The 21,964-nt window shown below is 72.2% G+C and carries 22 protein-coding genes; 16 read left to right on the top strand and 6 right to left on the bottom strand.

Features of this window, described 5'->3' with window-relative positions; translation table 11 throughout:
• Window position 1: 1 nt before the first annotated feature.
• From AC067A_RS21515 to AC067A_RS21505, 3 genes are all read left to right on the top strand, one after another.
• On the top strand, window positions 2-1,285 hold the full coding sequence (locus tag AC067A_RS21515) for an adenylosuccinate synthase (protein ID WP_402457353.1): 1,284 nt from the start codon (window positions 2-4) through the stop codon (window positions 1,283-1,285).
• A 488-nt stretch (window positions 1,286-1,773) separates the two neighbouring features.
• A complete protein-coding gene (locus AC067A_RS21510; RefSeq protein ID WP_479244089.1) occupies window positions 1,774-2,304 on the top strand; it encodes a DUF6232 family protein in 531 nt (176 codons plus the stop codon).
• Window positions 2,301-2,648 carry a hypothetical protein gene (locus tag AC067A_RS21505; RefSeq protein ID WP_479244088.1) on the top strand — a complete coding sequence of 116 codons (348 nt, stop codon included), beginning with the start codon at window positions 2,301-2,303 and terminating at the stop codon, window positions 2,646-2,648. Before AC067A_RS21510 ends, AC067A_RS21505 begins: the two co-directional genes overlap by 4 nt.
• 186 nt (window positions 2,649-2,834) lie before the next feature.
• Here the strand turns inward: AC067A_RS21505 and AC067A_RS21500 are convergent, their stop codons facing one another.
• Window positions 2,835-4,829 (bottom strand): serine/threonine-protein kinase, encoded by a 1,995-nt coding sequence (locus tag AC067A_RS21500; protein WP_479244087.1) that lies wholly within the window; start codon window positions 4,827-4,829, stop codon window positions 2,835-2,837.
• Between the two features lie 208 nt (window positions 4,830-5,037).
• On the opposite strand from AC067A_RS21500, the gene AC067A_RS21495 reads away from it, so the two are divergent.
• Complete coding sequence (locus AC067A_RS21495; RefSeq protein ID WP_479244086.1) at window positions 5,038-5,979, top strand: NADP-dependent oxidoreductase; 942 nt, start codon at window positions 5,038-5,040, stop codon at window positions 5,977-5,979.
• 129 nt (window positions 5,980-6,108) lie between these two features.
• On the opposite strand, the gene AC067A_RS21490 is transcribed toward AC067A_RS21495, so the two are convergent.
• A complete protein-coding gene (locus tag AC067A_RS21490) occupies window positions 6,109-6,978 on the bottom strand; it encodes a haloalkane dehalogenase (RefSeq protein ID WP_479244085.1) in 870 nt (289 codons plus the stop codon).
• Window positions 6,979-7,073: 95 nt separating this feature from the next.
• On the opposite strand from AC067A_RS21490, the gene AC067A_RS21485 reads away from it, so the two are divergent.
• Window positions 7,074-7,523 carry a MarR family winged helix-turn-helix transcriptional regulator gene (locus tag AC067A_RS21485; protein WP_479244084.1) on the top strand — a complete coding sequence of 150 codons (450 nt, stop codon included), beginning with the start codon at window positions 7,074-7,076 and terminating at the stop codon, window positions 7,521-7,523.
• Between the two features lie 200 nt (window positions 7,524-7,723).
• Window positions 7,724-8,635, top strand: a complete 912-nt coding sequence (locus tag AC067A_RS21480; RefSeq protein ID WP_479244083.1) for a glycoside hydrolase family 19 protein — start codon at window positions 7,724-7,726, stop codon at window positions 8,633-8,635.
• Window positions 8,636-8,832: 197 nt separating this feature from the next.
• Here AC067A_RS21480 and AC067A_RS21475 read toward each other — a convergent pair whose 3' ends face one another.
• The 3 genes from AC067A_RS21475 to AC067A_RS21465 form a co-directional block, all read right to left on the bottom strand.
• On the bottom strand, window positions 8,833-9,720 hold the full coding sequence (locus AC067A_RS21475; RefSeq protein ID WP_479244082.1) for a hypothetical protein: 888 nt from the start codon (window positions 9,718-9,720) through the stop codon (window positions 8,833-8,835).
• Window positions 9,721-9,925: 205 nt separating this feature from the next.
• Window positions 9,926-10,417: a MarR family winged helix-turn-helix transcriptional regulator gene (locus AC067A_RS21470; RefSeq protein WP_479244081.1), complete on the bottom strand. Its 492-nt coding sequence runs from the start codon at window positions 10,415-10,417 to the stop codon at window positions 9,926-9,928.
• Between the two features lie 7 nt (window positions 10,418-10,424).
• Entirely contained in the window at window positions 10,425-11,030 is a 606-nt protein-coding gene (locus AC067A_RS21465; protein ID WP_479244080.1) for a DJ-1/PfpI family protein, read from the bottom strand.
• A gap of 143 nt (window positions 11,031-11,173) precedes the next feature.
• Between AC067A_RS21465 and AC067A_RS21460 the strand changes: the two genes are divergently transcribed.
• From AC067A_RS21460 to AC067A_RS21450, 3 genes are all read left to right on the top strand, one after another.
• Entirely contained in the window at window positions 11,174-12,538 is a 1,365-nt protein-coding gene (locus AC067A_RS21460) for an aminotransferase class III-fold pyridoxal phosphate-dependent enzyme (RefSeq protein WP_479244079.1), read from the top strand.
• Window positions 12,539-12,607: 69 nt separating this feature from the next.
• Window positions 12,608-13,348 carry a GntR family transcriptional regulator gene (locus AC067A_RS21455; protein ID WP_479244078.1) on the top strand — a complete coding sequence of 247 codons (741 nt, stop codon included), beginning with the start codon at window positions 12,608-12,610 and terminating at the stop codon, window positions 13,346-13,348.
• A 127-nt stretch (window positions 13,349-13,475) separates the two neighbouring features.
• On the top strand, window positions 13,476-14,126 hold the full coding sequence (locus AC067A_RS21450) for a hypothetical protein (RefSeq protein WP_479244077.1): 651 nt from the start codon (window positions 13,476-13,478) through the stop codon (window positions 14,124-14,126).
• Between the two features lie 36 nt (window positions 14,127-14,162).
• Here the strand turns inward: AC067A_RS21450 and AC067A_RS21445 are convergent, their stop codons facing one another.
• Entirely contained in the window at window positions 14,163-14,870 is a 708-nt protein-coding gene (locus AC067A_RS21445) for an SLATT domain-containing protein (protein WP_479244143.1), read from the bottom strand.
• A gap of 270 nt (window positions 14,871-15,140) precedes the next feature.
• Between AC067A_RS21445 and AC067A_RS21440 the strand changes: the two genes are divergently transcribed.
• The 7 genes from AC067A_RS21440 (at window position 15,141) to AC067A_RS21410 (ending at window position 21,868) form a co-directional block, all read left to right on the top strand.
• Window positions 15,141-15,473, top strand: a complete 333-nt coding sequence (locus AC067A_RS21440) for a YbaB/EbfC family nucleoid-associated protein (protein ID WP_479244076.1) — start codon at window positions 15,141-15,143, stop codon at window positions 15,471-15,473.
• A 69-nt stretch (window positions 15,474-15,542) separates the two neighbouring features.
• The gene (recR, locus tag AC067A_RS21435; RefSeq protein ID WP_479244075.1) at window positions 15,543-16,142 is read left to right on the top strand and encodes a recombination mediator RecR; all 600 of its coding nucleotides are present in this window, start codon (window positions 15,543-15,545) and stop codon (window positions 16,140-16,142) included.
• Between the two features lie 47 nt (window positions 16,143-16,189).
• Window positions 16,190-16,858, top strand: coding sequence for a DUF5063 domain-containing protein (locus tag AC067A_RS21430; RefSeq protein WP_479244074.1), 669 nt, complete (start codon window positions 16,190-16,192; stop codon window positions 16,856-16,858).
• A 212-nt stretch (window positions 16,859-17,070) separates the two neighbouring features.
• Entirely contained in the window at window positions 17,071-18,342 is a 1,272-nt protein-coding gene (locus AC067A_RS21425) for an aspartate kinase (RefSeq protein ID WP_479244073.1), read from the top strand.
• Window positions 18,339-19,397 carry an aspartate-semialdehyde dehydrogenase gene (locus AC067A_RS21420; RefSeq protein WP_479244072.1) on the top strand — a complete coding sequence of 353 codons (1,059 nt, stop codon included), beginning with the start codon at window positions 18,339-18,341 and terminating at the stop codon, window positions 19,395-19,397. The genes AC067A_RS21425 and AC067A_RS21420 overlap by 4 nt, the downstream gene beginning before the upstream one ends.
• A gap of 264 nt (window positions 19,398-19,661) precedes the next feature.
• The gene (locus tag AC067A_RS21415) at window positions 19,662-20,414 is read left to right on the top strand and encodes a SigE family RNA polymerase sigma factor (RefSeq protein WP_479244071.1); all 753 of its coding nucleotides are present in this window, start codon (window positions 19,662-19,664) and stop codon (window positions 20,412-20,414) included.
• Window positions 20,411-21,868, top strand: a complete 1,458-nt coding sequence (locus tag AC067A_RS21410; RefSeq protein WP_479244070.1) for a hypothetical protein — start codon at window positions 20,411-20,413, stop codon at window positions 21,866-21,868. Before AC067A_RS21415 ends, AC067A_RS21410 begins: the two co-directional genes overlap by 4 nt.
• Window positions 21,869-21,964 lie beyond the last annotated feature (96 nt).

The following is a 21,964-nucleotide window of genomic DNA, read 5'->3' as shown; positions in this document are numbered from 1 at the left end:
TGTGCCCGCACTTGTGCTGCTCGGTGCTCAGTGGGGTGACGAGGGCAAGGGAAAGGCCACCGACCTCCTCGGTGGTTCCGTTGACTATGTAGTGCGTTACCAGGGCGGCAACAACGCCGGCCACACCGTCGTCGTAGGCGACCAGAAGTACGCGCTGCATCTTCTCCCTTCCGGAATCCTCTCGCCGGGGTGTACCCCGGTGATCGGAAACGGTGTCGTCGTCGACCCGGCGGTCCTGCTCTCCGAGCTGAGCGGACTGAACGAGCGCGGCGTGGACACGTCGAAGCTCCTGATCAGTGGCAACGCCCACCTGATCACCCCGTACAACGTCACCCTCGACAAGGTGACGGAACGGTTCCTCGGTAAGCGCAAGATCGGCACCACGGGCCGGGGCATCGGCCCCACCTACGCCGACAAGATCAACCGCGTCGGCATCCGGGTCCAGGACCTGTACGACGAGTCGATCCTGGAGCAGAAGGTCGAGGCGGCGCTGGAGGGCAAGAACCAGCTCCTCGCCAAGCTCTACAACCGGCGCGCGATCCAGGCCGAGCAGATCGTCGAGGAGATGCTCCAGTACGCGGAGCAGATCAAGCCCTTCGTCGCCGACACGACGCTGATCCTCAACAAGGCGCTCGACGACGACAAGGTCGTGCTCTTCGAGGGCGGCCAGGGCACCCTGCTCGACGTCGACCACGGCACGTACCCCTTCGTCACCTCCTCGAACCCGACCGCGGGCGGCGCCTGCACCGGCGCCGGCGTGGGCCCGACGAAGATCAGCCGCGTCATCGGCATCCTCAAGGCCTACACGACCCGTGTCGGCGCCGGCCCGTTCCCGACGGAGCTGTTCGACGCGGACGGCGAGGCGCTGCGCCGCATCGGCGGCGAGCGCGGCGTCACCACCGGCCGTGACCGCCGCTGCGGCTGGTTCGACGCGGTCATCGCCCGTTACGCCACCCGCGTCAACGGCCTGACGGACTTCTTCCTCACCAAGCTCGACGTGCTCACCGGCTGGGAGCAGATCCCCGTCTGCGTCGCGTACGAGATCGACGGCAAGCGCGTCGAGGAGCTGCCCTACTCGCAGACCGACTTCCACCACGCGAAGCCGATCTACGAGATGCTGCCCGGCTGGTCCGAGGACATCACCAAGGCCCAGACCTTCGCCGACCTGCCCAAGAACGCGCAGGCCTACGTGAAGGCCCTCGAGGAGATGTCCGGCGCCCCCATCTCCGCCATCGGCGTCGGCCCCGGCCGCACCGAGACCATCGAGATCAACTCCTTCCTGTAGGAGCCCGGTCCCCTCTCACCGCCTGCGCCTCACTCGCACGAGGCGCAGGCGGTGTGCTTTGCCGCCGCGCTCGTGGACGGCTCGGCCCGCCGGCCGCCGGCCGCCGGCGGATCCTGGCGGGGACGTCAGCCGCCGAGCCCGGTGTCCCGACCGGGTCGGAACGGGAGAGTGCGGTCCGTCCAGGATCCCCAGAGCCGCTCCCGGTGTGGCACGAGGCTTGAACTCGCCTTGTGGGACTGGTGGTTCGGCCGCGTAATGAGGGGTCACGTCTGAGCGGCTCCACCTCGGGGGGATGCATGGAAGCGAACGGAACGCCGCCACCGAAGCCGACCCACACACCCGCGCCCAAGCCGGCGCACGCGCCCGCGCCGGCACATACGCCCACGCCCAAGCCGGCACATACGCCCGCGCCCAAGCCGGCGCACGCGCCCACGCCGAAACCGGCGCACGCTCCGCCGCCGGCCGCTCCGCCGCCGCGGCACGGGCTGGTGATCAGCAAGCGGCTGCTGTGGGTCCACGGGGGCGCCTACCCGCTGGAGAACATCGTCCGCGTCTACACCTTCGTGCTCAGGCCGCGCCGGGCGGAGGCCTTCGCCCGTTTCCTGAAGCGGGGCGGGGTGACGCTCGCCCTGTTCCTGATCCTCCTGCAGATCGAGGACTCGTCGTCGAGCTCATGGGACTCCTACGGTTCGAGCAACGACGACGGCCTGATCGAGGTCGCCCTGTTCCTCGTCGGGATCCTGCTGCTCTACTTCTTCGGCGCGATGTGCGCGGTGGTCTTCGCGATGCCCCACGACGTCCTCGCCATCGAGACGAACGGGCGGTCCACGGCCCTGGTGACCGGCAAGCGCGCCTACCTGGACGGACTCGTCCGCTCGATCGCCGAGGCGATCGACAAGCCGGACGCCGAGTTCCAGGCCCCGGTGGGAACGCTCTCGATCACCAACTACGGCGACTACTACTTCGGGGACTCGGTGAACATGTACGGCGGCAGCGGCAACACGGGGGTGTCCAAGTGACCGGCGGCGACCACTACTACGGCGACGTGGTGCGGATGGACCACACCACGAACAGCGTCGGCATCGACAAGCGGACGGTCGTGACCGGCGGAACCGCCGCCGTCCCGGAGCTGGAGCGGGCCGTCCAGGAGCTGCTGCCGCTGCTCCAGGAGCTGCGCGGGCAGCTCCGGCCCCTCGCGGCCCGGACCGTGGAGGCGGCCGAGGCGGAGATCGGCGGCTCGGCCGACCCGGAGGCACGCCGCACCGCCCTGGAGCGGGTCGGCGGGATCCTGGAGTCCGTGGGCACGGCCGGCGCGCCCGCCCTCGCCCTGATCCACCAGATCCTGGGCATGCTCGGCGGCTGAGCGCCGCCGACGCCGCGAACGGCCGAGGCTGCCCGCCCGGCCGAGGCTGCCCGGCCCGGCAGGGACCGGTTGTGTCCGGCCGGGACCGGCCGTGCCCGGTCGTGCCCGGTCCGGACCCGCCGTGCCTGGTCGGGACCGTTCGTGTCTGGTCAGTGCCGGTCGCGCCCGGCCGGGACCGGTGGTCGTTCAGGACCGGTGGTACTCGTTCGGTTCGCCGTCCAGCATCGGGTAGAGGAGCAGCCGGTCCTTGCCGTTCAGCTTGTCGACGACCGCGTGGCGGGACAGGCCCTCCTGGCATTCGCGGTCCCAGGCGGTCGTGTCGCGGGTGCTGGGGCCGAGGATCAGCATGTCGCCGACGCCCGCGAGGACGGCCGTCGTGCCGCAGGCCCAGTCCTCGGAGGTGGTGACGCCGTCGATGGTGCGCGGGTATCCGTCGATGACGCTGATCACGGGGGCGCCGACCGGGCCCTGGGTGATCGTGACCTCCGAGGTGTAGCGCTCGTCGTTCTTGCCGTACATCTCCGGCGCGGGGACGCGCGACCAGTGGCCGAGGAACTCGGCCGGGACGACCGCGGGGCCGCTGGGAGCCTTGCGGAAGGTGGCCTTCGCCGCGCCCGAGGTCCATTCCAGGACGTCGGGGGAGCGCAGGCTGAGGGTCTGGTGGGCGGCGGGCGTGCAGCGCGCGGCGGGCACGCTGGTGGTCACGTCGGACTCGCCGTAGACGACCTTGTCCTCGTCGGCGGAGACGAGCCGGGAGCGGCCCATGCACAGCCGGTTCTCGGTCACCTGGACGTAGACGGCGCTCTTGGAGCCCGCCGCTCCCTGGGTGATCTCGATCCGGGCGGTCTCCCGGGGGAACTGGGGCGACCCCTGGAGGACGCCCTCCCAGGCGCCGAGGAAACCGGCCGGGACGATCCCGGCGGGACGGGCCGAGACGTCGCCCGTCGTGCCGACGGGCTTGTTCTTCTGCTCGTCCGTGCCGGTGTCCGGGTCGGGCCAGAAGGTGTACGCGACACCGGCCGTGGCCGCCACCACGAGGGCCGTGAGACCGGCGACGAGCGCGGTACGGCGCGGCCGCCGGGCTGGGGTCCCGGGCGCGGTGGAGGCGGTGGAGGACGCCGGGGCCGTGGTGGAGGAACCGGTGGCGGAGGAACCGGTGGCGGAGGCGGCCGTGGAGCGGGTGGACGGCAGGGGAGTGGGCGGGGTCGGGTCGCCGGCGGCCGGCGAGAAGCCGCCGCTCCCGGTGCTCGTGCCGGAACCCGTGGGGGCTCCGTCCCCCGTCATGCTCTCCGCCTCCGTCTCCAGGAGCCGCGCCGTGTGGCGGCCGATGGGGGCGAGGACGTCCGCCGGGAGCCAGGGATCGGCGACCGGGACGGTCTCGGCGATCTCGGCGGCGGACGGGCGGGCCGCCGGGTCCTTGGCGAGGCAGGCCCTGATCAGCCCGGCGAGCTCGGGAGCCACGTCCGTCAGGTCGGGCTCGTCGTGGGCGATGCGGAACATGGTCGCGTGGACGCCGCTGTCGGCCGTCCCGAACGGCGCCCGCCCCGTCGCCGCGTAGACCAGGACCGAGCCGAGGCAGAAGACGTCCGACGCGGGCGTCAGACGGTCGCCGCGCACCTGCTCGGGCGACATGAAGCCGGGCGACCCGACGACGGCTCCGGTGCTGGTGAGACCGCCGCCCTCGGCGACCGTGTCGACGGCGCGGGCGATGCCGAAGTCGATGACCTGCGGCCCGTCGACGGTCAGCAGCACGTTGGACGGCTTGAGGTCGCGGTGGACGAGCCCGGCGGCGTGGATGTGGACGAGGGCCCGGGCCAGACCCGCGGCCAGCGAGCGCACGGTCGTGGGCGGCAGCGGCCCGAACTCGTCGCCCACCACCGTCCGCAGCGACGGCCCCGGCACGTAGCCGATGGCCACCCACGGCGCCTCGGCGTCGGTGTCCGAGCCCAGCACGGGCGCCGTGCCCGTGCCCCCGACCCGCTCCAGGGCGGCGACCTCGCGGGCGAACCTCCGCCGGAACTCCTCCTGGGCCGCGAGCTGCGCGTGCACCACCTTCACCGCGACCGTCCGCCCGCCGGCCGAACGCGCCAGGAACACCCGGCCCATCCCGCCGACCCCGAGGCGGCCGATCAGTCGGAACGGGCCGATGCCGACCGGGTCTTCCGCGTTCAATGGCTCCACGTCGTCAGAGCATGCCAGACAGTCCCCCACCCGTCCCGTGAAGATCCCGTCGAGGTCCACCGGGCGCAGGGGCTCCTCGCCGCGGTCGGGGGCTCCTCGTCCCGCACGGGCGCTTCTCCCTTCCTTCGGGTGGACGGGCCGGGGTTGCCGGGGGTGGGGAGCGTGGGTGTAATGGCGACGAGGGGGCCTTCCGTCTGAGGAGTACCCCATGCGTGTCGTCGAAGTGACCGCCTACGGCGGACCCGAGGTCCTCAGAATGGCCCGGCGGCCCGAACCGCAGGCCGGGGACGTCCCGGGCCGGGTACGGGTGGCACTGAAGGCCGCCGGAGTGAACCAGGCGGATCTGCGGATCCGCGCCGGCCACTACGCCGATGCCGTCGGCGCGCTCAAGCCCCCCTTCGTCCTGGGCACCGACTTCGCGGGCAAAATGCTCGACCCCGTCCCCGGGATGCCCGCCGGAACCCGCGTCGCCGGTTTCGTGCCCTGGTACGAGGAGCTGACCGGCGAAGGCACCTACGCCGAGGTCGTACAGGTCGCCCCGGAGTGGCTCGCCCCGATGCCGGACGATCTGGAGTTCACCAAGGCCGCGTCCCTCCCCCTGGCCTCGGCCACGGCCCAGCAGGCCCTCGACCGCCTCGACCTCCCGGCCGGGGCGACGCTGCTCGTGACGGGTGGCAGCGCGGTGGTGGGCCGACTGGCGATCCAGTACGCCTCGGCCGCCGGGATGCGGGTCGTGGCCGTCGCCCACGAGGGCGACGAGAGCGAACTGAGGCTCCTCGGCGCGGAGCACGTCGTCACGCGCGGCACACCCGAGGACGTGATCGCCAAGGTGATCGCCGGTGATCCGGACCGCGTGGACGCGGTCTTCGACGGGGCGCTCGTCGGCGGCGCCCTCCTCCCCGTCCTCAAGGACGACGGTGTCTTCCTCGCCATCGCCCCCGACCGCGTCCCCCCGTCCGAACGGGACATCCGCGTCGAGGCCGTCCGCGCCACACCGGACGCCGTCCGCCTCCGCCAGAGCCTCCAGATGGTGGCGGACGGGAAGCTGATCACCCGAGTGGCCGACGTCATGCCCCTCGCGGAGGTCGCGGAAGCCCACCGCCGAGCGGAGGCCGGCCACCGCCCCGGTCGCATCATCCTGATGATCTGACCCCACCCGAGGCACTCCCTGCGGGGCGCGGCGGGTCAGGCCGCACCCCGCAGGGAGTCAGCACGCGCCCGACCCGCCCCGCGGGTCACGCCGCCCCGCCCCGCGCCTCACCCGGCCCCGCCCCGCGGGTCACGCCGCCGTCAGGCCCTCCGTGTCCGCCCACGTGGTGAGGGCGGTGGCTATCGCCTGCGGCTGGTCTTCCGGGGCCTGGTGGCCCGCCGGGCCGCAGGGGACGGTGGTGAGGGCGGATATGTGGGCGGCGCACCAGGCCGCCGTGGGCGGGTCGATCATCAGGGTCGGGGAGTCGGAGAAGGTCAGCAGCAGCTTCGGGACCTCCGGGGAGGCCGCCAGCCAGGCCCCGTACGCCTCGACGCGGGCCACGACCTGTGCCGGGTCCCCGTCCAGCGGCATCGCGCGGGCCCACTCCAGCATCGGCCGACGGGACTCCGGCGTCGGGTAGGGCGCCCGGTAGACGTCGTGGTCGGTCTTGCCGAGCCCCGTCGCGACGGTGTGGGCGAAGGAGTCCTCGACGAAGGTGTTCTCCTCCAGGACCATCCGCTCGCCCACCCCCGGCGTCCGGAAGGCGTCCCACCGCTCCCGCGCCCTCTCCGGGAACTCCTCCCAGCCCATCGGGCGCACGATCGTCTCCATGAACGCCATTCCCCGCACCCGCCCGGGGTGCCGGGCGGCCCAGTCGAAGGCGAGCGAGCCGCCCCAGTCGATCCCGACGAACACGACCTCGTCGAGCTCCATCGCCTCGATCCAGGCCTCCAGGTACCGCGCCTGGTCCGCGTAGTCGTAGGCGATGTCCGGCTTCCCCGAGCGGCCCATTCCGATGAGGTCCGGCGCGAGCAGTCGCCGCCCGCCGCCGACGGCCGGCAGGACGTGGCGCCACAGGTGGGACGAGGTCGGGTTGCCGTGCAGGAAGACGAAGGGAGTGCCGGTCCCTTCGTGGGACTCGTGGAACATCGTCGAGTCGAGGACGTCGATCACGGGCATGGCGTTCACTCCCCTAACGTTCGGACCACTAACGTTCGTGGCACTAATGAAGGTATACCGTTCGGGGCACCAACGCAACGGGTAATCTGCGCGCCATGACCGAGCACTCGCCGGAGTTCCGGGAGACCCCGGAGCGCCTTCGCGCCCTTCCCAGCCGTCTCCTCGCCCTCACCGCCGCCCAGGCCGACCGCCTCGTCAGTGCGGGACTCGCCGCCGAGGACGCCCGCAAGTGGCACTACGCGGCCCTGGTCTCCCTCGACGAGCACGGTCCCGCCAGTCAGGCCGACCTCAGCCGCCGCACGGGCGTCCACCGCAGCGACCTCGTCTCCGTCATCAACGAACTCGCCGACCAGGGGCACGTCGAGCGCACCCCCGACCCCGCCGACCGCCGACGCAACGTCATCACCCTCACCGCGCGCGGCCGCAGGCACCTCGCACGCCTCGACCAGATCCTCGCCGACGCCCAGGAAGAGCTGATGGGTCCCCTCACCGTGGCCGAACGGGCTCTGCTCTCAAGCCTGTTGGAGCGTCTCCTCGACCGCTGAGGCGAAAACGGAGTGCGCTGAGCGGACGCGTCGAGACAACCGGAACCCCAACCGTCACAACTTCTGGTCTAGACCTTGACAGGTCCAGACCAATCGCGCTTCGCTGTGCCTTCCCACCCGGAACCCACCGGGAGTCCCCCGGTGTCCCGCCCGGATTCCGTCAGGACTCCACCCGGACCCCCACCCGGAAGGAAGCACGCATGCTGCGCAAGTTGGTCACCTCGCTGGCCGCGCTCTGTACGGCCGTCGGACTCACCGTTCTCCTTCTCCCCGCCGCCTCCGCCGGTGCGGCCGCCGCCTGCGCGGCCGCATGGAACTCCTCGAGCGTCTACACGGGCGGGATGACGGCCTCGCACAACGGCCATAACTGGCAGGCCAAGTGGTGGACCCAGAACGAGACTCCCGGCACGACCGGAGAGTGGGGCGTCTGGGCCGATCAGGGCGCCTGCGGCGGCGGGCCCACCACCCCGCCCACCACCCCGCCGCCGAGCTCCGGATTCGTCGTCTCCGAGGCCCAGTTCAACCAGATGTTCCCGAACCGGAACCCCTTCTACACGTACGCCGGGCTCACCGCCGCGCTGAAGTCGTACCCGGCCTTCGCCACCACCGGCAGCGAAACGGTGAAGAGGCAGGAGGCCGCGGCCTTCCTCGCCAACGTCTCCCACGAGACCGGCGGCCTCTACTACATCGTCGAGCAGAACACCGCCAACTACCCCCACTACTGCGACACGAGCCAGTCCTACGGCTGCCCCGCCGGCCAGGCCGCGTACTACGGCCGCGGCCCCATCCAGCTCTCCTGGAACTTCAACTACAAGGCCGCCGGCGACGCCCTCGGCATCGACCTGCTCAACAACCCCTGGCGCGTCGAACGCGAACCGGCCGTCGCCATGCAGACCGGCCTCTGGTACTGGAACACCCAGAACGGCCCCGGCACCATGACCGCCCACAACGCCATGGTCAACGGCGCCGGCTTCGGCCAGACCATCCGCTCCATCAACGGCTCCCTGGAGTGCGACGGCCGCAACCCGGCCCAGGTCCAGAGCCGCGTCACCAAGTACCAGGAGTTCACCCAGATCCTCGGTGTCCCCGCCGGCGCCAACCTCTACTGCTGACGCCCGCCGTACGGCCACCGGAAGGGGCCGGTCCGCACCCGCGGACCGGCCCCTTCCCGTCGCCCCTTCCCGTCGCCTTTTCCCGTCGCCCCTTCCCGTCGCTCACTCCCGCCGGGCGGCGAACGCCGGCCGGGCCCCGGCTCCACGCTGGACCCGGGCCCGTCCCGCACCTCCGAATCCCGCAGCCGCACGCGCTGTCACTGCCTGGACACCCAGGTCATCGCCAGGGGTGGAGCGAGAACGGCGAGGAGGGCGGGCAGCTGGTCGAAGCCCGCCACCTCGAACTCCAGGGCCATCGGCAGGAGCAGGACCAGGCCGGTCAGCAGGATGCCGAGTGCGGGCAGGTGGGTGCGGGGGCGGAAGCGGCGGAGCCGGTGCATGTCGTCCGCGTCGACGTACCCCTTCGTGAAGCCACCCGCGATCAGGAGCCACGGCCAGATCCAGATGGCGAAGGTGATGAACCAGCCGGGTCCGTCGCGCTCGGCGTTCTCCGCCACGCGCGCCCCGGGGTCGCGCGGCGCGAAGTACACGTCCACCTTGGTGCCGGGGGCGGGCGGCTCGTAGCGGGTGTACACGCCGGGGAGGGTGACCTCGCGCGCGTGGTCCTCGTACGGGATCCGCAGGGTGAGGTCGGTGAGGTAGTACGGGTCCTCGTCCTGGCCGCCGGGGTGGAACTCGGGTTCGCCGGCGAGGCGGACGACGGCGACCTCGTACTCGCCGTATCCGGCGCGCTCCAGGCGCTCGGTCTCGCGGCCGTAGTCGCCGCTGACCATGAAGACCAGCACGAAGGCGGCGAAGGCGGCGAACGGGGTGCCGAAGGCGAACAGGTACGGCAGGACGGGGTTCGGCCGCCGGGTGTCCCGGTACGGCTTGGCCAGCGGGTCGTGCGCGCGTGCGGCGGCCTTGTAGGAGGCGAGGACCCAGCCGGCCGCGAAGAGCACGGCGAGGCCGGCGAGGGCCGGTTCGACGACGAGCGGGGGGTACGGGGCGACCGACCAGAGCGTGGCGGCCACGGCGGCCGTCCCGCTCAGGAGCATTCCCCAGCCGGTGATCGTGGTGGCAGCGCTACGCCCTGGCGTGTCCATGGCGCGCACTGTGGCACAGGGGCCGGTCCGGGCCGCCTGCCGCCCCCCTGGCCCGGGTCCAGGGCCCTGGCCCGGCTCCAGGGGTCGGCAGGCGACCGCCCCCTGGTCCGGCCAAGGGCCGGCAAGTGACCGCCCCCTGGTCCGGGCGCCGTTGAACCTTCCCGCGCCTCCAGCCCTCCGCGCCTCCCACCCCCACCCCCCGGGGCTACTCGGTGGGCACCCGGCCCTCGGGCTGTGCGCTGACGGCCTCCAGGGCGGCGGAGAGCCGCTCCAGCACCCGTACCGTCTCGTCGAAGGCCTCCTGCCCGCCCAGCTCCCGCAGGAGTGCGGCGGCCAGTTCGGCGTGGCCGGGGTCGATGCGGCGGACGGCGGCGCGGCCGGCCTCGGTGGGGGCGAGGAGTTTGGCCCTGCGGTGGGCCGGGTTCGGCTCGTAGACGGCCAGGCCCTCCCGTACGAGCAGGTCCGCGATCCGCTGCACGCTCTGGCGCGTGATGCCCATGGCGCGGGCGATCCCGGCGACCGGCAGGGGCCGGGGGAGTACGGCGCCGAGGACCTGCCACCAGGCGGCCGTCAGGCCGGCGGGTTCGGCCAGCTTCTCCGAGACGGCGAGGAACTGGCCGTTGAGCCGGAAGACGCCCAGGGCCGTACGGGAGAGGGCGTCCTGCCGCTGCCGGCGGCTCTCGGGTTCGGAACTCATGCGCGCCTCACGAGTTCAGCTCGGCGAAGGCCGCCGGGTCGGAGTCGTGGAAGAGGCGGAACCAGGCGTCCCGCTTGCCCTCGTAAGCGCCCAGTCGGGCGAAGATCTCGCGGGCGAAGGCGACCGGTTCCGTCGGGCCCGCCGTGATCAGGTCGCCGGCGGTCACCGCGTCGGCGTCGACGTAGTGCCCGGCGCCCTTGTAGCCGGTCGCGGCGAGGTGGAACGAGACGGCGCCGGTGTGCGGGCGGTCGTCGAGCAGGCCCTCCTTCGCGAGTCCCGCGGTGGCGCCGCAGATCGCGGCGACCGGCACGCCGGCGTCGAGGAAGGTGCGGGCCTTGGCCGTGAAGGGGGCGAGCTCGTCGCCCTCGTCGTACTTCTCGGCGCCCGGAAGGATCAGCAAGGCGCTGTCCTCGGGGCCGAGCTCGTCGAGCGCGAGGTCGGGGACGATCCGGATCCCGGCGATCGTCGTGACGGGCTGCCCTGCGACCGGGCCGACGGTCCGGACGGTGAATCCGGCGCGGGCGAGCCAGGCCGTGGCGTGGCCCGTCTCCCAGTCGGCGAGGGTGTCGTAGACGGCGAGATGAACGGTCCTGGTGTCGCTCTCGGTTCCCATGACAGAAGGCTGTCATGATGACAGTTTGCTGTCAATCAAGAGCCTGGACGAGGCCCGGCAGAGCAAGGTGTCGCGTCCGGCCCGGTCTCGGTGGACAAGATGGCCATGGCCCGTCCCACCTGCGATTCCTTACCCTCGACCGCATGACCCCTCATGTCATCGAACCCGATCCCCAGGCCGGCGCGGCCGTCAAGGCCGCCGACCGCGCGCACGTGTTCCACTCCTGGTCCGCCCAGGGCCTGATCGACCCGCTCGCCGTGGCCGGCGCGGAGGGTTCGTACTTCTGGGACTACGACGGAAACCGCTACCTGGACTTCACCAGCGGTCTCGTCTACACGAACATCGGCTACCAGCACCCCAAGGTGATCGCCGCGATCCAGGAGCAGGCCGGGAAGCTCGCGACCTTCGCGCCCGCCTTCGCCGTGGACGTGCGCTCCGAGGCCGCACGCCTCATCGCCGAGCGCACCCCGGGCGACCTGGACAAGATCTTCTTCACCAACGGCGGTGCCGAGGCCGTCGAGAACGCCGTCCGCATGGCCCGGCTGCACACCGGCCGTACGAAGGTGCTCTCCGCCTACCGCTCGTACCACGGCGCCACCTCCACCGCGATCAACCTGACCGGTGACCCGCGCCGCTGGGCCTCCGACAACGGCTCCGCCGGCGTCGTGCGCTTCTGGGCGCCGTTCCTCTACCGCTCGCCCTTCTACGCCACCACCGAGGCGGAGGAGAGCGCGCGGGCCCTCCAGCACCTGGAGGACACGATCGCCTTCGAGGGTCCGGCGACGATCGCCGCGATCATCCTGGAGACCGTGCCCGGCACCGCGGGCATCATGACCCCGCCGCCCGGCTACCTCGCCGGCGTCCGCGAGATCTGCGACAGGTACGGCATCGTCTTCGTCCTCGACGAGGTCATGGCCGGCTTCGGCCGCACCGGCACGTGGTTCGCCGCCGAGCACTTCGACGTCGTGCCCGACCTGATGACCTTCGCCAAGGGCGTGAACTCGGGTTACGTGCCCCTCGGCGGCGTCGCCATCAACGCCGAGATCGCCGCCACCTTCGACAAGCGGCCCTACCCGGGCGGACTGACCTACTCCGGCCACCCGCTGGCCTGCGCCGCCGCCGTCGCCACGATCAACGTGATGGCGGACGAGAAGGTCGTCGAGAACGCCGCCCACATCGGCGAGACCGTCCTCGGCCCCGGCCTGCGCGAGCTCGCCGAGCGCCACCCGTCGGTCGGCGAGGTCCGCGGCATGGGCGTCTTCTGGGCGCTCGACCTGGTCAAGAACAAGGAGACCCGCGAGCCGCTCGTCCCGTACAACGCGGCCGGCGAGGCCAACGCGCCGATGGCCGCCTTCGCCGCCGCCGCGAAGAAGCAGGGCCTGTGGCCCTTCGTGAACATGAACCGCACCCACGCCGTTCCCGCCTGCAACGTCTCCGAGGCGGAGGCCAAGGAGGGCCTGGCGGCGCTGGACGCGGCGCTTTCGGTGGCCGACGAGCACACCGCGTAACCGCAGTACCGGGGAGGTCTCCCCCGTCTGGACTAGGGTGTCCCGAAACCGGACGGAGGGGGCCTGCCCATGCCCGCGAGCGGAGCTGTCACCCGCAACACCTTGCGACAGCAGATCGCCGACGCGCTGCGTGACGAGGTGCTCGCGGGCCGTCTCCAGCCGGGTGAGGAATTCACCGTCAAGCAGATCGCCGAGCAGTACGGGGTGTCGGCGACGCCCGTACGGGAAGCGCTCGTCGACCTGTGCGCGCAGGGACTCCTCGATTCCGACCAGCACCGCGGATTCCGCGTCCACCAGTACTCGGTCGACGACTACCGGCGCATGGTCGAGGCACGGATGCTCGTCGTCGACGGCATTTTCCGCCGCCACGCGCCCGCGGTGGTCCTGGCCCCGCAGACCCCGCGGAGCCCGTCGTCCCCGCCGCTCTCCGCCCCCGATCCCGACCTCGGCGTCGGCGTCGCCCTCGTCTCCGTACGCCGACGGGGCGAGGCCGCCGCCCGCGCCGCCCGTGCCGGGGACCTGGACATCCTCATCGGCTACGACATCCGCTACTGGCGCGAGCTGGGGCGGCTCGTCGCCGCCAACACCTACATCGCCGACTTCCTGCACAGGCTGCGCGTCCAGGCCTGGGTCTTCTCCGTGCCCTACCTGCGCTCCGAGCAGGACCTCCTCGGCTGGCTCTGGGGCGGGCACGTCGAGCTGGTGGACGCGGTCACCCGCGGCGACGCGGAGGCCGCCGTCGAGGTGGTACGGGCCTACAACGCGCACTCGCTGGAGTGGGCGGACCGCCTGGAGCAGCGGGCGAGCTGAACGTCACGGGGCCGACAGGTCGGGTTGAGGCCCGGCCTCCGGGGGCAGGTCCTGAGCGGGTGGGCGTCGTCGGTCGCGCCGCCGACTACCCTGGCCGTCCCTGCAACCGACGGAGAGCGAGCCTCCCTTGGCCTGTGACCTGTGGCTGGTCCCCCTCGTCGACGTGCTGTGCCACAGCCCCGACAACCCCTTCGCCGAAGAGATAGCCGTCTTCGACTCCGTGCTCAGCGCGTCCGGTCTGCCGACCGTGCCCGTCTACGCGTACATGCCGGGGCTCTCCGGGGACGTCGCCCCCGTCGCGGGCTTCGACTACGAGGCCCTGCACTTCCTGCGCCGCGCGTACCTCCTCCAGGTGTGCGGGCTGCCGGTCGAGCCGGTGGGCGAGCTCGGCGGGGACTACGAACAGCTCCTGGAGATGTTCGAGGCGACCGCCCAGCAGTCCCACCTGGTCTGGCACTACGACCACGCGGGCGCGTACGTGCCGGTCGACTTCCCGGCGCCGCTCACCACGGACGAGCTCCTGGAGGGCGGCGGTCCGCTCGGCTCCTCGTACGGGCTGCTCAGGGAGCTCGAGTTCGTGGCGCCCTCGATCGGCATCGACCCGGCGAACCCGCCGGCCGCCCCGCTGCCGCCGGAGCGACCGACCTCCCTGGAGGAGCCGGCCGCCCCGGTTCCGTCCGACGGCGGCCCCTTCGCGCGGGAGCGTCACGTGTGGCTGGGCCTGCACGCGGCGGCGGTCCGCAGCCTCGCCCAGGGATCGATGATCATCCTGAGCTGAGCTGAGCTGAGCCCCGCCAGCGCCCCCCGACAGGCCCTAGCGGGCCTCCGGGGGGCGCTGGCGGGGCATGTTCGGGCGGGTGCCGGGCGGAAGGGGGAAGCGGCCCGAGGGGTGGTGGCTCTCGGCGCGCGCGGGCATCACGCCCACCGACTGGAGCGCAAGCGGCGCCGGGCCCGAACGGAACTCGACCATCCAGTCCGCGGTCTCCGCCCGTACGAGCTCCGTCACGTCCTCCGAGAAGCGGCGCAGCACCCCGAGACATCGCTCGGCGGCCTCGCTCGCGGTGCCCTCCGTGGGCCCCAGTACCTCCCGGACGCTCTCCGAGGCCCAGTCGAACTGCAGCGCCTGGAGACGGCGCTGCACGGCCTGCGCCGTCGCCACGTCCCTTATCCAGCCCGACGTCAGCCCGAAGTACCGGTCGCAGGCCATGCAGGCCGCGCCGAGCAGCAGCGACAGGTAGCCCCAGCCGGCCGTGCCCGCGGCCACCCCGGTCAGGTCGAGCAGCGGCAGCGCGGCGCCCGCGATCACGCCGACGGCCGTGCCGATCCGCAGGGCCCGGGCGCAGCGGCGCTTCCAGACGCGGTCCGAGAGGTACCACTCGGCGGTGCGCAGGGCGTTGGACTCCACCCAGCGGTACAGCTCGTCGAGCCGTTCCGCCGGTTCACCCCAGTCGCCCAGGGGGAACGGCGTACCGGTCAGATCGCGGTGGACGTCTCCCCCGGGGGGTCCCGGCGGCGGCTGCATCTCCGGCTGCTGGCTCACCGGGGGACTCCTCTGTTCAGCTCAGTGCTCATGTCCTTCTGTGACGTGCGGTGCACGTGGTGCCTGCCCTTCCTACCGCCGAATGGTGGGCGGCGGGCCCGGAATCCCGGGATTTCCGCCCGCAAGAGGGTGTTGATCAGGTAGAGGAGGCCGCAGTTTCTCACCCGAAAGAGTGATGGAGGCAGGGCGGGCGGGGACCACGTAGGCTCGGCGTACCGACACATACGGACGTACCGAACTCCAGGAGTGACCGTGATCCCCGGTGGCCAGCCCAACATGCAGCAGCTTCTCCAGCAGGCCCAGAAGATGCAGCAGGACTTCGCCCGTGCGCAGCAGGAGCTGGCCGCGACCGAGGTCGACGGGCAGGCGGGCGGCGGTCTGGTGAAGGCGACCGTCACCGGCTCCGGCGAGCTGCGCGGCCTCGTCATCGACCCCAAGGCGGTCGACCCGGAGGACACCGAGACCCTCGCCGACCTGATCGTGGCCGCCGTCCAGGCCGCCAACGACAACGCGCAGCAGCTCCAGCAGGCCAAGCTCGGCCCGCTGGCGCAGGGCATGGGCGGCCTGCCGGGCATGGGCTTCTGAGCCCGGTCTTCTAACGAGCACTTCCAGCCACTACCGTAAGAATCAAGCACTCCCGAGAAGGGCGTTCCGTTGTACGAAGGCGTGGTTCAGGACCTCATCGACGAGCTGGGCAGGCTGCCGGGCGTCGGTCCCAAGAGCGCGCAGCGGATCGCCTTCCACATCCTCCAGACCGAGCCGACGGACGTCCGCCGGCTCGCGCACGCGCTCCTGGAGGTCAAGGAGAAGGTCAGGTTCTGCGCGGTCTGCGGCAACGTGGCGCAGCAGGAGCAGTGCAACATCTGCCGGGACCCGCGCCGCGACCTCAGCGTCATCTGCGTGGTCGAGGAGCCGAAGGACGTCGTCGCGATCGAGCGGACGCGCGAGTTCCGCGGCCGGTACCACGTCCTCGGCGGCGCGATCAGCCCCATCGAGGGCGTCGGCCCCGACGACCTGCGCATCCGTGAGCTCCTCGCGCGGCTCGCGGACGGTGCCGTCACCGAGCTGATCCTCGCGACCGACCCCAACCTGGAGGGCGAGGCCACCGCGACGTACCTGGCGCGGATGATCAAGCCCATGGGGCTGAAGGTGACCCGTCTCGCGAGCGGGCTCCCGGTCGGCGGCGACCTGGAGTACGCCGACGAGGTGACCCTCGGCCGAGCCTTCGAGGGACGGAGGCTGCTCGATGTATGACGACAGGGCCGGTGCGCTCTCGTGCGCGCTCTCAGAGAGGCTGCTCGATGTCTGACGCCACACTGCACTCCGTCACCCAGGACCCCGACGACTTCGCGGTCCAGATCTCCGACTCGATCGAGAGCTTCATCGTCGCGACCACCGAGGTCGCCAAGGGCGACGAGCCGGACAGCGCGGTCCCCTTCCTGCTCCTGGAGATCTCCCAGCTGCTCCTGACGGGTGGCCGGCTCGGCGCGCACGCGGACATCGTCCCGGACGAGCGGTACGAGCCGGACACGGGCCCCGAGCCGGACGTCGACGACCTGCGCGAGCGGTTCGCGGTGATGCTCGACCCGGTCGACGTCTTCTCCGAGGTCTTCGACCCCTACGAGCCCCGCAAGGCCCCGGTCCCGGCCCGCATCTCCGACAACCTCGCCGACATCGTCACCGACCTCCGCCACGGCCTCGCCCATTACCGCGCCGGCCGCATCAGCGAAGCCCTCTGGTGGTGGCAGTTCTCCTACTTCTCCAACTGGGGCCCCACCGCCTCGGCCACCCTCCGCGCCCTCCAGTCGCTCGTCGCGCACGTCCGCCTCGACCAGCCCCTCGCCGCCCTCGACGGCCTCGACACCGACGAGGACCTCGCCGAGGACGACCTCGCCGAAGAGGCCGGCCGCGTCATGCTCGAAGAGATCGCCGCCCCCCTGGGCCTCCGCGGCCGCTCCCTGAGGAAGTGACCGCCCGTTCCCCGTCCCCCGCCATGGCGCCATGGCGGGGGACGGGGAACGGTGGTTCCGGCGCGGTGGCGGAGGCCTTGCCGGGACGGCGGGATGATCACTGGGTGAGCGGGGTGTCTCAGCATTCGATATCACGCTGGCGTTTCCGGGTCCCTCGATAGACTGAGCCGATCGCAGCGCCGGCTGCGGCACAGACTGAGCGAGGAGCGCACGTGGGCCTTGTCGTGCAGAAGTACGGAGGCTCCTCCGTTGCCGATGCCGAAGGCATCAAGCGCGTCGCCAAGCGGATCGTGGACACCAAGAAGGACGGCCATCAGGTCGTCGTCGTGGTGTCGGCGATGGGCGACACGACGGACGAGTTGATCGATCTCGCCGAGCAGGTATCCCCGATTCCTGCCGGGCGTGAGTTCGACATGCTGCTGACCGCCGGAGAGCGGATCTCCATGGCCCTGCTGGCCATGGCGATCAAAAACCTGGGCCACGAGGCCCAGTCGTTCACGGGCAGCCAAGCGGGCGTCATCACCGACTCGGTCCACAACAAAGCGCGCATCATCGATGTCACGCCGGGCCGGATCCGTACCGCCCTCGACGAGGGCAACATCGCCATCGTCGCCGGCTTCCAGGGCGTGTCCCAGGACAAGAAGGACATCACCACCCTGGGCCGCGGCGGTTCCGACACGACGGCCGTGGCGCTCGCCGCCGCGCTCGACGCCGAGGTCTGCGAGATCTACACCGACGTCGACGGCGTCTTCACGGCCGACCCGCGCGTCGTGAAGAAGGCGAAGAAGATCGACTGGATCTCCTTCGAGGACATGCTGGAGCTCGCCGCCTCCGGCTCCAAGGTGCTGCTGCACCGCTGCGTCGAGTACGCACGCCGCTACAACATCCCGATCCACGTCCGCTCGTCCTTCTCGGGACTGCAGGGCACGTGGGTCAGCAACGAACCGCAAGGGGACCAGAAGGTGGAGCAGGCCATCATCTCGGGTGTCGCCCACGACACCTCCGAGGCGAAGATCACCGTCGTCGGCGTGCCGGACAAGCCGGGCGAGGCCGCGGCCATCTTCCGTGCCGTCGCGGACGCCGAGATCAACATCGACATGATCGTGCAGAACGTGTCCGCGGCCTCCACCGGCCTCACGGACATCTCCTTCACCCTCCCCAAGGCCGAGGGCCGCAAGGCCATCGACGAGCTGGAGAAGGCGAAGAGCGCGATCGGCTTCGACTCGCTCCGCTACGACGACCAGATCGGCAAGATCTCCCTGGTCGGCGCCGGCATGAAGACGAACCCGGGCGTCACCGCCGACTTCTTCAAGGCGCTGTCCGACGCGGGCGTGAACATCGAGCTCATCTCGACCTCCGAGATCCGCATCTCGGTCGTCACCCGCGCCGACGACGTCAACGAGGCCGTGCGCGCCGTCCACACCGCCTTCGGTCTGGACAGCGACTCGGACGAGGCCGTCGTCTACGGAGGCACCGGCCGATGACGTCGAAGCCGACGCTCGCGGTCGTCGGTGCGACCGGAGCCGTCGGCTCGGTGATGCTCCAGATGCTGTCGCACCACGCGGACGTCTGGGGCGAGATCCGACTCCTCGCCTCCCCGCGTGCGGCGGGCCGCAAGGCCTCCGTGCGCGGGGAGGAGTGCGAGATCCTCGCGCTCGACGAGGACGCCCTCGAAGGCGTCGACCTGGCGCTCTTCCTGGTGCCCGAGGCGGTCGCGGCACAGTGGGCGCCCGTCGCCGCCGCCAAGGGCGCCGTCGTGGTGGACACCTCGGCGGCCTTCCGGGCCGACCCCGACGTGCCCCTGGTGGTCCCCGAGACCAATCCCCACGCCGCGCGCGTACGGCCCCGGGGCATCGTGGCCAGCCCCGGCTCCACCACCCTCGCGCTGATCGTCGCCGTGGGCGCCCTGCACGCCGAGTTCGGCCTCGCCGAGCTGGTCGTCACCGCCCAGCAGGCCGCCAGTGGCGCCGGCGCCGGACACGCGGGTGTCGAAGCACTCCGGGCCCAGCTCGACCTGGTGGCCGGCGGCGGGGACCTGGGCACCCACCCCGGCGACGTACGGCGCTTCGTCGGCGAGAACACCGGACCCTTCCCCGGGCCCCTCGCGCTCAACGTCCTGCCCTGGTCGGGCACGGCCGGCGCCGACGGCGCCTCGTCGGAGGAGGAGCGCGTCCGGGACGAGACGCGCCGGATCCTCGGGCTGCCCGGACTGCGGGTCGCCGCCACCTGCGTCCGCGTGCCCGTCGTGACCGGGCACTCCGTCTCCGTGCACGCGCGCTTCGAGCACCCCGTGCCGGTCGGGCGCGCGCACGAGGTCCTGGCGACCTCGCCCGGCGTCGTCCTGTACGACGACCCGGCCGCGGGCGACTTCCCCACTCCCGCCGACGTCGTCGGCACCGACCCCGCCTGGGTCGGCCGGGTCCGGCGCTCCATGGACGACGAGCGCGCGCTCGACTTCTTCGTCTGCGCCGACAACCTGCGCAAGGGCGCGGCCCTGAACGCCCTTCAGATCGCGGAATCGGTTGTCACGGCTTTGTAGGATCTGTGAACGTCCTGTGAGCAATTAGGCGTCAGATATCTCTTGAACTGCGGCGATGCCGTGGAAGAGGATGCTCTTCCCCCCTGCCGCAACCAACGGCCGGGTGGAGGGCGTCTCTGCGTTCACCCACGACCTCGTGGTGCGGAAGACGCCGTGAAAGCGGGGCACAGGGGGAGAACGGTTGCGCATGAGGACATACGACTCACCGTCAAAAAGGGTGGCGTACGCGTACAACCCTGTCGGGGGGATGTGGGTCCAACAAGCGTGGCAGAGGTACTCGACATCGCGACAATCGCCCCGCTCCGCGGCGCGGGCACAGGCGTGCTCCCCGTGCGCAGCGCCGCGGTGCTCCCGCTCCGCGGCAGCGCCGTCGGCCCCGTGCGCGGCTCCGCGGTCCGCCCGTTCAGGCGGTCGCGCGCACTCGGCGGGATGCCGGTGATCGCCCCCGTGCCCGCCGCGCCCCGCACGACCGGGATGGACGCCATCCCCTCGCCCCGCGCCGGCGCCGAGGCCGACCTGGTCGCCGGCACCACCGTGGACCACCTGACCGAGACCTACCGCGCCCACTACCGGTCGCTGCTCGGCCTCGCCGCGCTGCTCCTCGACGACACGGCCTCCTGCGAGGACGTCGTCCAGGAGGCGTTCATCCGCGTCCACTCGGCCCGCAAGCGCGTCCGCGAGCCCGAGAAGACGCTCGCCTACCTGCGCCAGACCGTCGTGAACCTCTCCCGGTCCGCGCTCCGCCGCCGCATCCTCGGCCTCAAGCTGCTGTCCAAGCCCATGCCGGACATGGCCAGCGCGGAGGAGGGGGCGTACGAGCAGCTGGAGCGCGAGGACCTGATCAAGGCGATGCGCGGACTCCAGCGGCGCCAGCGCGAGGTGCTGGCCCTGCGGTACTTCTCCGACATGACCGAGGCGCAGGTCGCCGAGACGCTCGGGATATCCCTGGGGTCCGTGAAGGCGTACGGCTCGCGGGGCATCGCGGCGCTGCGCGTCGCGATGGGAGCGAGCGCATGAGCGAGACCCCGGACGAGACCCCGGACGAGACCCCGGACGGGACCCCCGGCGAGGTGTCTGACGAGGTGTCCGGCACGGCGCCGGAAGAGACCCCGGACGAGGCCCTCGACGAGGTGTCTGACGAGGTGTCCGGCACGGCGCCGGAAGAGACCCCCGACGAGACCCCCGACGAGACCCCCGACGGGGCCCCCGACGGGGTGTCAGGTCGGACGCCCGACGAGGCCTCCGCCAAGACGCCCGGCCGGGCCCCCGGCAAGGCCCTCGGCGAGGCATCCGGTGAGGTGCTCCGGGAGGACGGCGGCGCTCGTGACGGGCGCGACGCCGTGGATGAACGCAACGACGTGAGTGGACAGCGCATGGTGAAGATCGAGCTCGGGCCCGGCGAGGGCGACGGGGACGAACTCGCGCTGCGGCGGCTCTTCCAGGGAGCCGTGGCCGGCCTGGAGCCCACCGCGGGCTCGCTGGAGCACCTGCGCCGCGCCGTCCCCGCGCGGCGGGCCCGCAAGCGCCAGGCGTTCGTCGGCGCCTGCGCCGCCGCGGTCCTCATCGGGACGGCCGTCCCCGCCTTCGTGCACGTCGCCTCCTCGGGCGGTCTCTCGGCCTCCGACGCGGTGAACGCCGGCCACGGTGAGGACGCCCAGGGCGGCACCGGTGACGATGCCGGCGCCGGGGGTGCCCAGAGCACCAAGGCCCCGGTCGGCGGCGCCTCGCCCAGCCAGGGCGCCGACGAGGGCTCCGCGGGCGACCCGCGGTCCCCGGGAGCCGCCGGCGGCCCGCGCCAGTCGCAGGAGGCGGGCGGCGGTTCCGCTCCCCGCTGCGCCGCCGACCAGCTCGGCGTCAGCAGCGAAGGAGCCCAAGGTCCCGACGACCAGGGCAGGTTCCACGGCAACTTCCGCATCGCCAACGTGTCCGGCCAGGACTGCGCCGTGGACGGCGCCGGAGTCGTCGGCTTCGAGGCCCGCGGCGCCGCCGACCCGGGCCGGATCTCGGTGGTCCGGCACACCTCGGGGGACGGCGCCGACGGGCTGCCCGACCCCTCCCAGGAGTCGTCCTCGCTCGTCCTGAAGCCGAACGGCTCGTACGAGGTGAAGTTCGTCTGGGTGCCGAGCGAGACCTGTCCCACGACCGGGACCTCGCCGACCCCGGCGCCGCCCACCCCGACCGAGCAACCGACCGAGCAGCCCCCGACGGCCCCGCCCACCACCACCGTCGACCCCGGGCCCACCACGGGCACCGGAGACACCGGCACGGCGGGCACCGGCGCGGAGGCGGGCGCGGGCTCCGAGGCCGGGGCCGGTGTCGCGGCCCAGCTGCTCCACGACGACGGGGCCCCGGCGGACGGCAGCGTCGTGATCAGCCACACCGCCGAGCCGGGTGGCCCCACGGCCTCGGCGGTCGTCACCAACGCCTGCGCCGGCGTCATCTACCGCACCGGGATCCTGAGCGCCTCCTGAACCACGCTCGGGGCCCGGTAGGGACCCCGTAGGGCCCCAGTCCGGGACACGCTCCGTCCGGGGCACGCTCCGTCCGGGGCACGCTCCGTCCGGGGC

This window comes from Streptomyces sp. NPDC043176 (assembly GCF_056436715.1).
The sequence above is the reverse complement of the archived record's forward strand: the minus strand, read 5'-3'. Positions and strand labels throughout refer to the sequence as shown.